The sequence below is a fragment of the Undibacterium sp. TC4M20W genome (genome assembly GCF_049340245.1).
In the GTDB taxonomy this organism is placed as follows: Bacteria; Pseudomonadota; Gammaproteobacteria; order Burkholderiales; family Burkholderiaceae_D; genus Undibacterium.
On the sequence record NZ_JBMPPI010000024.1, the window covers coordinates 1 to 15,717 of the forward strand.

13 protein-coding genes and 2 tRNA genes are annotated in these 15,717 nt (G+C 50.2%); 9 read left to right on the forward strand and 6 right to left on the reverse strand.

Annotated features, from left to right (window positions below):
- Positions 1-257: 257 nt before the first annotated feature.
- The 6 genes from ACO0LL_RS22660 to nadB all read right to left on the reverse strand — a co-directional run bounded on the left by ACO0LL_RS22660 (position 258) and on the right by nadB (position 7,657).
- Positions 258-617: a hypothetical protein gene (locus tag ACO0LL_RS22660; protein WP_422953082.1), complete on the reverse strand. Its 360-nt coding sequence runs from the start codon at positions 615-617 to the stop codon at positions 258-260.
- A 100-nt stretch (positions 618-717) separates the two neighbouring features.
- Positions 718-1,953 carry an ABC transporter permease gene (locus tag ACO0LL_RS22665; RefSeq protein WP_422953083.1) on the reverse strand — a complete coding sequence of 412 codons (1,236 nt, stop codon included), beginning with the start codon at positions 1,951-1,953 and terminating at the stop codon, positions 718-720.
- On the reverse strand, positions 1,950-3,179 hold the full coding sequence (locus tag ACO0LL_RS22670; RefSeq protein WP_422953084.1) for an efflux RND transporter periplasmic adaptor subunit: 1,230 nt from the start codon (positions 3,177-3,179) through the stop codon (positions 1,950-1,952). Before ACO0LL_RS22670 ends, ACO0LL_RS22665 begins: the two co-directional genes overlap by 4 nt.
- Positions 3,176-5,161: an HlyD family secretion protein gene (locus ACO0LL_RS22675; RefSeq protein WP_422953085.1), complete on the reverse strand. Its 1,986-nt coding sequence runs from the start codon at positions 5,159-5,161 to the stop codon at positions 3,176-3,178. Before ACO0LL_RS22675 ends, ACO0LL_RS22670 begins: the two co-directional genes overlap by 4 nt.
- Positions 5,158-5,829: an ABC transporter ATP-binding protein gene (locus ACO0LL_RS22680; protein ID WP_422953086.1), complete on the reverse strand. Its 672-nt coding sequence runs from the start codon at positions 5,827-5,829 to the stop codon at positions 5,158-5,160. Before ACO0LL_RS22680 ends, ACO0LL_RS22675 begins: the two co-directional genes overlap by 4 nt.
- Positions 5,830-6,049: 220 nt before the next feature.
- The gene (gene nadB / locus ACO0LL_RS22685) at positions 6,050-7,657 is read right to left on the reverse strand and encodes an L-aspartate oxidase (protein ID WP_422953088.1); all 1,608 of its coding nucleotides are present in this window, start codon (positions 7,655-7,657) and stop codon (positions 6,050-6,052) included.
- Positions 7,658-8,132: 475 nt separating this feature from the next.
- On the opposite strand from nadB, the gene ACO0LL_RS22690 reads away from it, so the two are divergent.
- The 9 genes from ACO0LL_RS22690 to ccoG all read left to right on the forward strand — a co-directional run bounded on the left by ACO0LL_RS22690 (position 8,133) and on the right by ccoG (position 15,709).
- Entirely contained in the window at positions 8,133-8,405 is a 273-nt protein-coding gene (locus ACO0LL_RS22690) for an HU family DNA-binding protein (RefSeq protein WP_162040973.1), read from the forward strand.
- 50 nt (positions 8,406-8,455) lie between these two features.
- Positions 8,456-8,531: transfer RNA gene (locus ACO0LL_RS22695), tRNA-Val, on the forward strand.
- Between the two features lie 44 nt (positions 8,532-8,575).
- Positions 8,576-8,652 (forward strand) — tRNA-Asp (locus ACO0LL_RS22700).
- Between the two features lie 86 nt (positions 8,653-8,738).
- Positions 8,739-10,661 carry a peptidylprolyl isomerase gene (locus ACO0LL_RS22705; protein WP_422953089.1) on the forward strand — a complete coding sequence of 641 codons (1,923 nt, stop codon included), beginning with the start codon at positions 8,739-8,741 and terminating at the stop codon, positions 10,659-10,661.
- Between the two features lie 218 nt (positions 10,662-10,879).
- Positions 10,880-12,319: a cytochrome-c oxidase, cbb3-type subunit I gene (gene ccoN, locus ACO0LL_RS22710; RefSeq protein WP_422953090.1), complete on the forward strand. Its 1,440-nt coding sequence runs from the start codon at positions 10,880-10,882 to the stop codon at positions 12,317-12,319.
- Between the two features lie 17 nt (positions 12,320-12,336).
- The gene (gene ccoO / locus ACO0LL_RS22715) at positions 12,337-12,954 is read left to right on the forward strand and encodes a cytochrome-c oxidase, cbb3-type subunit II (protein ID WP_422953091.1); all 618 of its coding nucleotides are present in this window, start codon (positions 12,337-12,339) and stop codon (positions 12,952-12,954) included.
- A 49-nt stretch (positions 12,955-13,003) separates the two neighbouring features.
- Positions 13,004-13,150: a cbb3-type cytochrome oxidase subunit 3 gene (locus ACO0LL_RS22720; RefSeq protein ID WP_422953092.1), complete on the forward strand. Its 147-nt coding sequence runs from the start codon at positions 13,004-13,006 to the stop codon at positions 13,148-13,150.
- A gap of 2 nt (positions 13,151-13,152) precedes the next feature.
- The gene (ccoP, locus tag ACO0LL_RS22725; RefSeq protein ID WP_422953093.1) at positions 13,153-14,154 is read left to right on the forward strand and encodes a cytochrome-c oxidase, cbb3-type subunit III; all 1,002 of its coding nucleotides are present in this window, start codon (positions 13,153-13,155) and stop codon (positions 14,152-14,154) included.
- Between the two features lie 142 nt (positions 14,155-14,296).
- Positions 14,297-15,709 carry a cytochrome c oxidase accessory protein CcoG gene (gene ccoG / locus ACO0LL_RS22730; protein ID WP_422953094.1) on the forward strand — a complete coding sequence of 471 codons (1,413 nt, stop codon included), beginning with the start codon at positions 14,297-14,299 and terminating at the stop codon, positions 15,707-15,709.
- Positions 15,710-15,717: the final 8 nt, after the last annotated feature.

Genomic DNA, 15,717 nt, shown 5'->3' on the forward strand with positions numbered 1-15,717 from the left:
ATATCGTGGGATGCAGAAGAACGCGCACCGCTTGTTCGTCACTTGTGCACTGGCGAACTTGTTCATGGTTCGCAGGCGCTTGATGCGCATGCAAGGGGCATAGTGTGCCCAATGGGCGAGAAATCGCTCGAGAACTGAAGAAGTTGGGGATACAACTCCCCAATTCTTGATGAAAATCATGTTCAGCAGCACGTTTTATGCTTTGACTGGAACATGATTTTGTAATTGATGGAAATTAGAACTTAATCAGATGTTCCCTAGAGTAATCCGGCATTCCGTTTTGCAAACCAGCGCATCAGAAAGGGAATAGCGCAAATCATGCCGAATAGCATAAACAGGCCGGCGCCACCCAATTTCAGCTTGTCACTCAGGCTAAGTCCGAAGGCCAGAAGTGCGACAAACAGCCAGATTCGTAGCACTTGCATGATCTCCAAAGGAATATCTGCTTCGACTACTTCAAAACTGGAACTGCTTTCTTCAATGAAGCGATAGCTGGCTAATGGAACAATGGGAATATAGACCAATACCACCCACTTGGTAGTGATAAAGGACTGATCCGGATGAAATTTGCATTTGCCGTAAAAAGTAGTGCCTATGCCGTTGATGGTTCTTGCCATGATGTTGTAGATGAAAAGTGATTGGAAAATAGAAGTAATCAGGCCAGGCAGCTAAGCTGGCAAGCCATTAAGGCATCAGCCAGCGCTCGATTATCCCGCATCAACCATCAGTACGTAAAGCCGCAATTGGGTCCAGTGCTGCGGCCTGTCGTGCCGGGAACACACCAAAACCCAGGCCAACTGCTATGCAGGAGCTGACCGCAATCAACAGACTCAGCGGTGACCAGGCAACAGACCAGCCCGCCAGCGCGGCGATGCTGTATGCAGCTATCGCGCCCAACAATACACCGAGCAGTGCGCCGCTGAAGGCAATCACCAGGGCTTCCGCCAGAAATTGTTCTATGACATCGCGCCTGCGTGCACCCAAGGCGCGCTTGAGGCCAATTTCACGGCGGCGTTCCAGTACATTGGCGAGCATGATGTTCATGATGCCTATGCCGCCCACCAACAGGGATACCGCAGCGATAGAGCTCATGACGATGGTAAAGATGCGCTGGGTTTGCTGGTTTTGTCTATACAGACCCATGGGGACGATGAGGTTGGTGTCATCAGCGCCGGCATGCCTTTGCTCTATCAGGTTTTGCAGCACACGGGCCGCAATATCAGGTGCTGTCTGGCCATCCAGGCGCAAACTCAGGCTATCGACTTCGTTTTCCAGCGCAGTGAATCGGAAACGGGCGCGTCCGGTTAGCCAGGGTACGAACAGGCGCTCTTCATCCAGACCAAGTTTGACGCCTTCGAATTCGGATTTGGAGAGGGCGCGGTCAGCCAGCACGCCAACTACTTCAAGCCAGGCGTGATTGAGCTTGATGCGCTCGCCAACTGGATTTTTGTCACCAAAGAGTTGATGGGCCAGGCGCGGGCCTATCACGCAAACAGGGGCGAGGGTGGCATCATCCTGCTGGCTTAACCAGCGCCCCTGGCCGATTTGCAGGCCACCGAGTTCGGCATATGAATCAGATACGGCAAAGGCGCGGGCAGGGACGACATTGCTGCCGCTGACCAGTTGATCTACCTTGATCTCTTTTTTGAGTGCCACTGCCTTGGCGCCAGGTACAACGGACAATGCAGCATCCGCGTCAGCAGCCGACAAGCCCAGTGAGCGTGTGCGTATTTCCTTGAGACGTTTGTCGTCAATATTCTTGCTGTCTATGATGACATTGTCCAGACCCAGTTCGGCGACCAGGCGCAAGGCTTCGCGGCGGCTGCCTTCACCCACGGCCAGCATGGCAACGATGGCTGCCACACCAAAGATCATGCCTAACAGGGTCAGGCCAGTACGCAGCTTGCGCCTTTGCAGCTCATTGACTGCTTCCAGTATCAGGGCGCGGTTCATGAATGTGTATCCTTGCTTTTTTCTTTGTCTTTTACTTCAGGCAACAGGACTACCTGATTGCCCTGGCTGATACCTGATTTGATTTCACTGCGCACCGGGCCACGCTGCCCCAGTACTACCGCCTGGCGCTTGAGCTGGTCGCCATCCTTGATATATGCAGCGAAATTACTCCCGTCCTGTATCAGGGCGATATTCGGTACCGTCATGGCTTTAGCCTGATTGATGAGACTGACCGTGCCTATCAATGCCTGGCCAGGTTTAAGTGCCAGACTTTGTGCCTGCGCCTTATTGAAAGCGGCTTCGAAGGTGATGAATTTGACTGGCGACTCCCGTGAAGTGACGCTGGCGCTATTGCCAACCTTGGTAATGCTCAATTCAATTTCCTGGCCGTTACCAGCTAGACGTACCTTGACTGGCAGGCCGACTTTCAAACCAAAGGTGCGGCCTTCTTCTATATTGAAATTGGCGACCAGTTGATCAAGGTCTGGCAGTGAGCCAAATTCTTCCCTGGGCCGGAAGCTTGAGCCAACCAGAGGTTTGGCACCATCCCAGTTTGCCTGCAACAAGAATACGCCATCATGCGGGGCCAGCAATTCCAGTGCATCCAGGTTCTTTTTGTGCTGGCTGGCATTCAGGCTGACACTTTCTTTCTGCGAGCTTAATACTGCCTGCTCTGCTGCACTGCGTGCCTGTACCTGCCCGGTTTTCCAGTTCAGGTAGCCGCGTTTGTTCTTCAGAAATCCGCTGTCCTGCAATTCATCCAGTATTTTATTACGTGAGAAAATAGCCAGATCGGCGTTTGCATAGCGTTCGCTGAGTCGCAAATCTGTCTGTACTTTGGCGCTGTCTGCAGACAGAGCAGAGCGGCTGCTGGCATCACTGGCCTGTATGGTCTCTGCGGCCAGTTCCTTGCGCAATAATTCCATTTCTGCCTGGGATAATTCCATGCGTGATTTTGGGGCATCAAAGAGAGCAATGACCTGGTCTTTTTTCACCAGACTGCCTTCTGGCAGCATCTTTATCAGGGTGCGCGAATCCCAGCCCTGGCCAGGTACAGTCAGTGGTGTTTTGTTGGCGGCAATGATTTCTCCATCGACGACAATATTTTCTTGCCAGTTTCTGGGCGAGAAGGTTTCAGTTGCATGCTGGGTTTGTTCAGCCTTGTTGCTGCAGCCTGTGCTGCTGAACGCTAGTGTTACGCAGATGAGGAGTAGCCTTGATTTCATTTTTTTGCTGTTCCTGTCGTCGCCGTCTCTATTCCCGATGAGGCTAAAATTGCCTGCACTGCCGCACCGGGCTTGAGCCCTTTGGGCATCTGATCAAATTCCAGCTCTATATCCCGCACGATGATGGGTTGTGAGCTTGATTTGCTATGGAATACGTTGCCCAGCCCGGTAACGCGCGCAGGCACCGTCATATTGGCGCCAGGTATGGTGATGCGGGCGCTTTGGCCAACTTTAATCGTAGTCGATTGGGCTTCGGGCACTTTGGCAGAGACAAATAATTTATCTGGGTCTGCCACGCTAGCAATTGATAATCCCATCCAGACCTGGCTGCCAGCAGCAAATTTCTCTCCTTCGAAATTGCTTTTGTAGATCATCATGCCCGGTTTGCTTGCTGTCACAGTCAGGGCTTTTTGCCCTTTGTTCAGTACGTCGATTTTCCCTTGCAGCATGGCGATCTCTGTTTCCAATCCCGTTTTTTCTGCCTTACGGGCACGTGCCTGGGTAGTGCGCAAACGCAAAGACATCGCAGCCAGATCGCTATTCAATGACTTTTCTATGACCAGCTTGTCATAATCGACGCGCCGGATTAATTCTTTGGGCATGGTGGCTTTGCGTGCAGCTTTTTCCGCATTGCTTTGTGCTTCTGCTACAGCCAGATCCGCCGCTTTTTCTGCTTCTGTCTGTTCCAGCTTCAGTTTTTCCAGCGCCCTCAGCTTCTCATTGAGCTGGCTTTTTTGACTGGCAAGCTGGTTGGGTACTTCCGCCGCCTGGAACATGGCAAGCATGTCACCTGTTTTGACGGCGCTGCCCTCGGGGGCGATCTGTGCCAGGGTATATTGCCAGATGTAGGGGATGGACGGCGGCCCTATGGACGTGATATTGCGTGATTGTATTTCACCTTCCAGTGTCAGCTCCTTGTTTTGGGAGGTAGATTTTTCGCTGATTTTCTTACTGGCCTGAGCAGGTTCTATCAGCACGCTCATACCAGGTATCAGTTTGAGGTTTGACTGCGCTGGTAATTTGATATCGACACGAAAATATCTGCCATAACCCCAGACATTGTGTTCTTCAGGTGCGTTGGAAATACTTTCTATACTGGCCATTACTTCAGTGCCGGGCAGGGCATCAAATTTCAGGCCTACAGTTTGCCCTTCCTTCAAATAAATCCTGTCTGCTTCCAGTGCCCATGCCCTGACTTCCATTTGACCTGAACCTATGACCTGTCCCGCAGTATTGCCGGGAAAAGCGCTTGAACCTTCTTCCAGGCGCTCACTACGCCAGTTGCTGTAACCATGGACGACATAGCCGTCCTGGCTGGCTCTGACCTCAGAGCGTGTCAATTGCGTTTTGAGGTAATTGATGTTGATCTCTTGTTTTTTTAACTCGAGGTCAGCATCCGATTTTTTTCTGTTGATGGAGGTGTAAGCGTCATCAAATGCCAGTTGTTTGACTTGCAGATCGCGTTCTGATCTTTCTTTTTCTGCCTGATATTTATCAAATTCCAGCGCAGCAATCTGGGTTTTGGGTAGAGCCGCATCAACCAGAGACTTGGCTAATGCAGCTTTGGCTGTGAGCAGATTTTTTTCGGCGTCCAGCGCAGTGACCTCAAGTTTGGCCAATTCGGCATCGGCTTTTGCCCGGGTTTGTTGCATGCTGATTTCCAGTTGCTCCAGGTTGGACGCATTTGGCGTTTCTATGCGCAACACCAGGTCGCCTTTTTTGACCTGGCTACCCTCAGCAACGAAATTGCGTAAGACTACTGGTGAAGAATTGGATGGCGGCACCAGGATGGCTTGAGAATCTTTTGCAATGACTTCACCAGTCAATAATACCGGGCGACTCTTTGCAGGAGTGGCGGTTTTGTCTGTGTTGACTGGCGCTAACGATGAGGCTGGCGCAAGTGCAGGTATGCTGGCACATGCAGAGAGTACGCAGATGCCGAGTTTTGATAAGCTCAGGTGTTTTCGCAAATTGTGTTTCACGCTGTTATCTCCGCGACCTTGCCGTCAGCCAGGTGTATGGTTCTTTGCGCCCTGGCAGCAACTGCAGGGTCATGCGTGACCAGCACCAGGGTTTGTCCACCTGCATGTAATTCACCCAACAAGCTAAGCACATCGGCAGCACTTTTGGAATCGAGGTTGCCGGTAGGTTCATCGGCCAGCAGCAAGGCGGGCTGATTCAACAGGGCGCGGGCGATGGCGGCGCGTTGCAACTGGCCACCAGACAATTCACCTGGCTTGTGATCGATGCGTTGTGCCAGGCCTATACGTTCGAGCAACTGGCGGGCGCGTGTTTCGGCCTGCGCATCCGGTGAATTGCTATAACGTTGCGGGAGCAGTACATTTTCCAGCACGCTAAGACGCGGTAATAAATGAAATGACTGGAAAACAAAGCCTATGCTGCGATTGCGTATATCTGAGGCCGCATCGTCATTCATGGCGCTGATTTCTTCCTGGTTAAGGAGATAGCGGCCATGGTCGGGGCGGTCAAGCGCGCCGAGTACATTCAATAGAGTGGATTTGCCAGAACCTGAGGGGCCCATGATGGCGACGAACTCACCACTGGCAATGTGTAAATCGATACCATCAAGCGCTCGTATTTCATTGCCGCCTTGCTTGTAGGTCTTGCGTATCTGACTGAGTTTTATCATGCCAATTTTTTTCTGGTTTCAGTAAGGCTGCGCCGGAAAAAAATTGCTGATGATATTGCCCGGCAAGCAAGCTGGGCAGTATCACTGTGATAATTTAATTTGTCAAATGGCTATGCAAAAATAGATGGAAAATTCGATTCTTTTTGCTGCTCATCTTCCTGAGCAATTTGAATAAACTAATCAAGCTGCCAGCAGCGCAAACGATGCTGGCAAGCAGTGCTTATTTTTTACGCTTGGGTGACAAGACGGTAGGCAAGGCTTTTGGCAAAGTGTCTGGATAATCTCGGCTAAAATGCAGGCCACGGCTTTCGCGGCGTGACAATGCGCTGTTGACGATCAGTGAGGCGACTTCCACGAGGTTGCGCAATTCCAGCAAATTATTCGAGATGCGGAAGTTGGCATAGTATTCGTCTATCTCTTCCTTCAGCAGGCGTATGCGGTGCTTGGCGCGCTCCAGGCGTTTGGTGGTGCGCACTATGCCAACATAATTCCACATGAAGCGACGCAACTCATCCCAGTTATTGGCGATGACGACTTCTTCATCTGCATCTGAAACACGGCTTTCATCCCAGTCTGGCAGGGCAATGACGCTGACACGTTCCTGGGCTTCTATGTGCTTGGCTGTGGCGCGGCCTACGACCAGGCATTCCAGCAGCGAATTACTGGCGAGACGATTGGCACCATGCAAGCCGGTGTAGGCCGTTTCGCCAACGGCATACAGGCCAGGCAGATCAGTGCGGCCATCAGTATCTGTCACGATGCCGCCACAAGTGAAATGTACTGCCGGCACCACGGGTATGGCTTGCTTGGTGATGTCTATGCCGAGCTCAAGACAGCGCGCATAAATAGTGGGGAAATGTTCTTTCAAGAATTCTGGCGGCTGGTGGCTGATATCAAGTTCAACAAAGTCCAGGCCGCGTTTTTTCATTTCAAAGTCAATCGCACGGGCGACTACGTCGCGTGGTGCCAGTTCCATGCGCTCATCATGATTGGTCATGAAGCGCTTGCCGGCAGAGGCGCCAGCTTCGGCTGGTAACTTCAGGATACCGCCTTCACCACGTACCGCTTCAGTAATCAAAAATGATTTGGCAAAAGGGTGATACAGGCAGGTAGGGTGGAACTGTATGAATTCCATATTGCCGATGCGGCAGCCAGCTCGCCAGGCCATGGCGATACCATCACCAGTAGCAGTGTCAGGATTGGTGGTGTACAGATAAACTTTGCCAGCGCCACCAGTTGCCATCACTGTGTGTTGCGCTGCAAACGTATCGACCTTGCCAGTTTTTACGTCCTGTACATACAGGCCCAGGCAGCGTGGAGTCGGCGAAGTGTCACCGATCTTGGCCGAGGTAATGACATCGATTGCATAGTGATGCTCAAACAGCGTGATGTTGGGATGATTGCGTACTTTCTGTTCCAGCGTGACTTGCACTGCATGGCCGGTGGCATCTGCCGCATGGATAATGCGGCGCTGGCTGTGGCCGCCTTCGCGTGTCAGATGAAAGCCCAGTTCTGCTTCTTCATCGCGGGTGAAGGGAACGCCTTGTTCTATCAGCCAGTCTATGGCTTCGCGGCCATGTTCTATGATGTAGCGGGTGGCACCTTCATCGCACAGGCCGCCGCCTGCGATCAGAGTGTCTGAAATATGTTGTTCATGACTGTCATGGGAATCCAGTACGGCAGCGATGCCGCCTTGTGCCCAGTTGCTGGCACCGTCAAGTAATTCACGCTTGGAAATGATGGCGACTTTGCGTGTTTGCGCCAGATGCAGGGCGACAGATAAGCCAGCCAGTCCACTACCTACGATTGCTACGTCAAAATTCTTCATTGTCTTCCGTGTCTGCCTTTATTTGCTTTCGGTTGATCCGCTTACGGTAGCTTGTCATCTTTGTGCTTAATCCCGTACTGCTTCCTATAACTTAAAGCCATACCAAATGATGAATCAGGAATGGTCTTGCTGTGTGCGTCGGGCTGTCACAGACATCTTATGATGCCTCGCTTTTTGATGTGGGCTTGTCACATTCTAATTCAGGATGCAAAAGAGGGTGGCTTTTCCATATAGCAAAAATGCGCAGCTACCTGATTTTTTGCACAGTAGCTGTCAGCTTGAAAGGTGGAAAAAACGAATAAGCAAATCACAAATCAGCAAACTTGGCCTTAAAGCTTGCAAACCGCTTGACATAAGGCTTTGCGGCTTGCTCTAATACCGGATGCAGATTTCCTGCTTGCCGTGATAGATGCACGACCAATAAAATAATCGAATACATCATCGCGAAATTCAAATTTTTGTGAGGGGGCTATAAGTGAATAAGACTGAGTTGATCGATCATATTGCGAAAACAGCGGATATTTCCAAAGCGGCTTCGTCGCGTGCGCTGGATGCTGTGATCGGTGCCGTAAAAACCACATTGAAAAAAAATGGCACGGTAACACTGGTTGGTTTTGGTACCTTCTCCGTTGCCAAACGTGCTGCCAGGGCAGGTCGTAATCCTAAGACTGGCGAGCCTATCAAGATCAAATCTGCCAAGGTTCCTAAATTTAAACCTGGCAAAGCGTTGAAAGATGCGGTAAACTAATGCACTTTCGTGGCTCAGGACATGGGTCGCGGAGTTTGTTTGTATGCGTGGGGCGCTTAGCTCAGTTGGTAGAGCGGAGCCCTTACAAGGCTTAGGTCGGGAGTTCGAGCCTCTCAGCGCCCACCAGTAGCAAGCAAGCTGTAGTGCCAGGAAGTACAAAAGAAACAAAAGGAGTGGTAGTTCAGTTGGTTAGAATACCGGCCTGTCACGCCGGGGGTCGCGGGTTCGAGCCCCGTCCGCTCCGCCAGAAAATCGAGAAGGCGAACGAAAGTTCGCCTTTTTTTGTATTCGTCAAATTGTTATTGTGATACTTAGCCACGTGATTGGTTGAACATGTTTGAATTTATTCGTACCCATCAGCGCTTAATGCAAATTTTGCTAGCTGTTCTTATCTTGCCGTCATTTGTTCTGTTCGGTAATCCTGACGCTTTGCGCTCCTACTTCAGTAAAGAGGAAGGTATTGCAAAAATTGGTAAGGTTCCAGTCTTGCAAGCTGAGTTTGATCAGGCATTGCGTGACCGGCTTGATAACATGCGCCAGATGTATGGCCCGGATTTTGATACAAAATTGCTCAATACCGTTGAGCAAAGGCAAAGCGTTCTGGATGAACTGATTGAGCGCAAGCTTATTGCTTATGATTTTTCGCAAAAGGATCTCACTGTTTCCAAAGTCTCCCTGCAAAGCTTGATTGCACAAATTCCAGGTGTGGTTACAGCTGATAATCGTTTTGATAGTGCCGCATATGCCAGGTATGCAGCTTCTCAAGGTTTGAGTACGGATGAGTATGAAAGGCGTTTGAAGTTGCGCGAGGAAATTCGGCAAGTAATTGGGCCTGTAGCTTCGGCGGCATTTGTGCCAAAAACAGTTGCAGCGCGTCTGTCAGCCATTAATGAACAAGAGCGCGAAGTGCAGATGTTGATGCTCAAGCCAGAAGACTTTGCGGCGCGCGTCAAAGTGACGGATGAAATGCTGAAGGCCTATTATGAAAAAAATGCGGCTCAGTTTGAAATCCCCGAGCAAATCAATGCTGAATATGTCGTGTTGAATAGTGACGCACTGGCAGAGCAGATCACAGTAGCAGATGCGGATGTCCAGGCTTACTATAAGGCCAATGAGAAATCCTATACGACTGAAGAACAGCGTCGTGCCAGCCATATCCTGATTACTGCAGGCAAAGACAGTAGTGATGCTGACAAAGCCAAGGCAAAGGCCAAGGCTGCAGACATACTGGCACAATTGCGCAAGAAGCCTGAAGACTTCGCCAAGCTGGCAAAGGAAAATTCTGAGGATCCGGGTTCTAAAGAAAAAGGTGGTGACCTGGATTTCTTTGGCAAGGGCATGATGGTGCCGCAGTTTGATGAAAGTGTATTCAAGCTTAAGCAAGGTGAAATCAGTGACCTGGTGCAGTCCGACTATGGTTTTCACATCATCACGTTGACTGCTATCAGGCCTGCTGGCGTAAAAACCCTGGATGAAGTCAAGGCTCAAATTGCAGCAGACATCAAAAAGCAAAAAGCAGCCAAGGCGTACAAAGAGGCGGCAGAGACTTTTGGCAATGTCTTGTATGAGCAGGGTGATAGTCTCAAACCTGCAGCAGAAAAGCTGAAGTTGAAGATTCAGACGGTGAATGGCTTGACGCGTAACAGCAAGCCTGGGGTACCTGCAACAGTAGAAACCAATAATCCTAAATTCCTGAAGGCGATCTTCTCTGATGATGTGGTCAAGAAAAAACACAACACTGAGGCGGTAGAGGTTGCTCCAAATACCTTGATTGCTGGCCGCATCGTTGAATACAAGCCTGCATCCAAACGTCCGTTTGAAGAAGTGAAAGCAGTCATCCAGGCGCAGGTCACTGCGACGGAAGCCGCAGCCCTGGCTGAAAAAGAAGGTATAGCCAAGCTGGCAGCACTGAAAACGGCTGATTCTACCGCTGGATTTGCCGAAGCCAAAGTGGTATCGCGTTTGAAAAATCAGGACATCCCTGCTGTGGCCCTGGTAGATCTGATGCGCGCTGATGTCCAGAAGTTGCCAGCTTTTGTCGGCACGCATCTGGGCAATGCTGGCTATGTTATTTTCCGTATAGGCAAGGTAACTGCTGGTACGCCGGATGCAGCGCGTCGTGCTTCAGAAGCGCAGCAACTGACAAGCATGCAGTCTGCTCAAAATCTGTATTCTTATATTGAATTGTTGAAGCAAAAGTCGAAAGTGACTGTCAATAAAGCAGCAGTAACCGCACCGGTATTAGCCGCGCCGTAATCCAGCTAATTACGCACTAAGTACGCACTAAGTTGCGTAATTCAAAAAGACATCCTCAGGGATGTCTTTTTTTTTTTGAAAATTAGTTTTGCTGATTCCTGGTCATGTTGTCTTTCTCAGGCAATTGAATTTGAAACTGGCTGCATTTGATGTGCATCAATGTAGCTGGGCAAGGTGATTGTTATTCTGGCGGTGTATTTTTACAACAGAGTGAGATCATGACAATAACTAAAGAAAACACATACAACTACCGGGTTGTACGGCAATTTTCTGTCATGGCAGTGGTTTGGGGTGTCATCGGCATGCTCGTGGGCGTGGTGATTGCATCCCAGCTTGCCTGGCCAGAATTTCTTGGGGGGATACCGTGGCTCAGCTATGGCCGTTTGCGCCCCTTGCATACCAATGCCGTGATCTTTGCCTTTGGTGGTTGCGCCTTGTTTGCAACTTCCTACTATGTCGTCCAGCGCACGTCCAATGTGCGCTTGTTTGCAGAAGGTCTGGCTGAATTCACTTTCTGGGGCTGGCAACTGGTTATCGTCGCAGCAGTCATCAGTTTGCCATTGGGTTTTACCCAAGGCAAAGAATATGCAGAACTTGAATGGCCTATAGACTTGCTCATCGCTGTCGTGTGGGTGTCATATGCCATCGTATTTTTTGGCACACTGATGAAACGCAAGGTTGAGCATATTTATGTTGCCAACTGGTTTTATGGTGCCTTCATCATCGCAGTAGCAGTTTTGCATATCGTGAATAGTGCGGCCATTCCCGTGTCCTTTATGAAGTCATATTCTGCTTATGCCGGTGTGCAGGATGCGATGGTGCAGTGGTGGTATGGTCACAATGCGGTCGGCTTTTTCCTGACGGCTGGTTTCCTGGGCATGATGTATTACTTCATCCCCAAACAAATTGAGCGCCCGGTTTATTCTTATCGTTTGTCCATCGTCCACTTCTGGGCTCTGATTTTCACTTACATGTGGGCGGGTCCGCATCATTTGCATTACACCGCCTTGCCTGACTGGGCACAATCCATAGGCATGGTGTTCTCACTGATTCTGCTGGCTCCATCATGGGGTGGCATGGTCAACGGCATCATGACCTTGTCTGGTGCCTGGAGCAAGTTGCGCTCTGATCCTATCTTGCGTTTCCTGATCGTGTCTCTGTCGTTCTACGGTATGTCAACCTTTGAAGGTCCGATGATGGCGATCAAGACTGTGAATGCCTTGTCGCACTACACAGACTGGACTGTCGGTCACGTGCACTCCGGTGCTTTGGGCTGGGTGGGTTTCATTACGATCGGCAGTCTTTACTATCTGATCCCGCGTCTGTTTGGCCAGACACAAATGCATAGCAAGAGGCTCATAGAAGTGCATTTCTGGGTAGCGACAATTGGCGTTGTGTTGTACATCGCTTCGATGTGGGTAGCCGGTGTCATGCAAGGTCTGATGTGGCGTGCAGTCAATGAAGATGGCACGCTGACTTACTCATTTGTCGAGAGTGTCAAGGCGACCTATCCCTACTATGTGATACGCATGCTGGGCGGCCTTCTGTATCTCAGTGGCATGCTGGTTATGGCCTACAACGTCACAAAAACCATCATGGCTGCCAAACCCGTGAATAACACAATCCCGGCTTTGCCTGCTGCTGCAGCACATGCTTGAATCATAGGAGAAATTTGATGCGTAATTTTACTCATGATCTGATTGAGCGCAATGTCGGTCTGTTGCTAGTGCTAGTGATCCTGACAATTAGTGTCGGTGGTTTGGTTGAGATTGTTCCTCTGTTCTTTCAAAAATCGACCACGCAACCAGTGCAAGGCATGCTGCCGTATTCGGCGCTGCAACTGGCTGGCCGTGATATTTATCTGAGAGAGGGGTGCTACGGCTGCCACTCGCAAATGATACGCCCCTTCCGTGCCGAGACTGAACGTTATGGCCATTATTCTGTTGCGGGTGAGTCTGTGTATGACCATCCTTTCCAGTGGGGTAGCAAGCGCACCGGCCCTGATCTCGCAAGGGTGGGTGGGCGTTACAGCGATACCTGGCACAGAGATCATCTGAATGACCCGCGCTCTGTTGTCGTTGAGTCGAATATGCCTGCCTATCCATGGCTGGCGAAGACCCAGCTCGTGCCTGACGATATCACGCCCAAGCTCAAGGCGATGAAGACCCTGGGCGTGCCCTACAGCGATGAGCAAATCAAGGCAGGGCCTGTCGAGCTGGCTAACAAAACTGAGCTTGATGCGGTGATCGCTTATTTGCAAGTGCTGGGCACTGCGGTCAAAAACAAGAATTGATAGCAGAAAAAGCCAGTTTTTTATCTGCTGGCCTTTTGGGGAGAAAAAAATGAATTTCACAATACTGAGCAGCGTCGTGACGGTCATCAGCCTCATCGTATTTCTTGGCATTATTTACTGGGCTTTCAGTGCCGGTAATAAAGAAAAATTTGAAAAAATGGCGCGCTTGCCAATTGATAATGAGAATGGGAAATAGCCATGGCAGACTTTTTTAATGAATGGTGGAGTACCGGTATCGCCATCGTCACGGCCTTATCCATGCTGGCCTGTGTTTTACTGTTGTGGTCGCAATCCAAAGTCAAGGTTAAGGTCGGTAGCGACGGTAAGCCTCTGCCCGCAGAAACCACTGGCCATGTCTGGGATGGTGACTTGATGGAGCAAAACAATCCGCTGCCAAAATGGTGGATGTGGTTGTTTTATCTGACCGTGGTGTATAGCGTGGGTTATCTGGTGGTATACCCGGGCTTTGGCAAATGGCAGGGCACATTTGGCTGGAGTCAAAAGGGTGCGTATGAAAAAGAAATGAGAGATGGTGAAGCGCAATATGGCCCCATCTTCAATAAATACCTGGCCATGGACATCAAGGCGGTGGCCAAAGATGCGCAAGCACATGAAATTGGTCAGCGCCTGTTCCTGAACACTTGCGCGCAATGCCATGGTTCTGATGCGCAGGGCGGCAAAGGTTATCCCAACCTGACTGATACTGACTGGCTGTATGGTGGTGATCCACAAACTATCCTGACCACGATACGTGAAGGTCGCCATGGCCAGATGCCTCCCATGGGGGCAGCGCTGGGCACCGATGACGATGTCAGAAATGTCGCCAACTATGTGCTGAGCCTGTCCAGTTCTGCACATGACCCTATCAAGGCAGCCCTGGGTAAATCCAAATTTGCCGCCTGTGCTGCCTGTCATGGTGGTGATGGCAAGGGCAACCAGGCCCTGGGTGCACCAAACCTGACAGACAAAGTCTGGCTGTATGGCGGTGGTATTGAAAACGTCATGGAAACCATCAACAAAGGCCGCAATAACCAGATGCCAGCTCACAAGGCAATTTTGACCGAAGGCAAGATACATTTGCTGGCAGCCTATGTCTGGAGCTTATCCAATAATTCTGCGACTGCGCAGGTAAGCGATGCGGATGTCAGCGCCGTCAAGCAAATTGCCGCCAGTGCTGCTGAAGCCGCATTAGCTAAATAGTCAGCTAAATAATTAGCTTATTAACTGCTTGAAAACCATGAATGTGCCAATTATGAACAGGGAGAGAAAATGATTATCCAGCACGCTCCGCCTGTACTGATTGGCACTGTCATTTTGTCTTACTAAGAAAAACAGAATCAAGATGAAGCACATACCCATAATCCCGGTGCCTATAGAAGAAGCTGAACTGGCGCTTTTTGAAGAGCGCCGGAAAATTTATCCGCGTTCACAAACTGGCTGGTTTTCTTCGTGGCGCTGGGTGCTGGTGTTATTTACCCAGGCTTTGTTTTATGGCACAGCCTGGCTGAACTGGAATGACAGGCAGGCAGTTTTATTTGACCTGGTTGCCCGTAAATTTTATATTTTTGGCCTGGTTTTGTGGCCCCAGGATTTTATTTATCTGGCGGTATTGCTGGTCATTTCAGCCTTGAGCCTGTTCTTGTTTACTGCCATTGCCGGCAGGGTATTTTGCGGTTATGCCTGCCCACAAACCGTATATACCGAAATTTTCCTGTGGATAGAACACAAGATAGAAGGTGAGCGCAACGCAAGAATGAAGCTCGATGCTTTACCTATGACAGCGCGTAAATTCTCGCTCAAGTTCATCAAGCATTTCATCTGGATAGTGCTGGCATTGTGGACCGGTTTTACCTTTGTCGGTTATTTCACTCCCATACGTGAGCTGGCGATAGAGGTGGGTAGTTTTACGCTGGGTCCATGGGAGACTTTCTGGTTTCTGTTCTATGGTTTTGCCACGTATGGCAATGCAGGCTGGATGCGTGAGCAAGTCTGCAAATACATGTGTCCTTATGCGCGCTTCCAGAGTGCCATGTTTGATAAAGACACCTTGATTGTTACTTACGATACCGCACGTGGAGATCCACGTGGTTCAAGGAATAAGAAGATTGACCACAAATCTCAGGGTATGGGGGATTGTGTGGATTGCGGCATCTGTGTGCAGGTGTGCCCGACCGGCATTGATATCCGCCAGGGCCTGCAATATGAATGTATTGCCTGCGGTGCCTGCATTGATGGCTGCGATCAGGTCATGGACAAGATGGGCTATGAGCGTGGTTTGATACGCTATACCACTGAACATGCCCTGACCAGAAAGCTGGATGACAAAGCCATGTGGAAGCGCGTATTCCGCATGCGTACCCTGATTTATGGTGGCTTGCTGGGCTGTATCATTTTGGTGGCGGCAGTTTCTCTGGCCATGCATACCCCCTTGAAAGTCGATGTCATCAAAGACCGTGGCATGCCTAAAATAACTGAAGCGGGCGCAATTGAAAATGTCTATCGTCTGCAAGTCATGAACACCCAGGAATCGGCGCGACATTACAGTGTGGCAGTAGAAGGCGCCGCAGGTGCGGTTATCGTCAACCCTGCGAATCTGGAAGTTGGCTCTGCGAGCACAAAAGCGTTTCCGGTCAGGGTCAGGGTGCCAGCCAATGTATTGGCAAGCGGTTCTAACCGCATACGTTTTGTCGTCAAGGATATTGAAACACCAGAAGTAACGGTGATTGAAAAAGCCGTGTTCACTGTTCCACGTTAGGAGAAGAA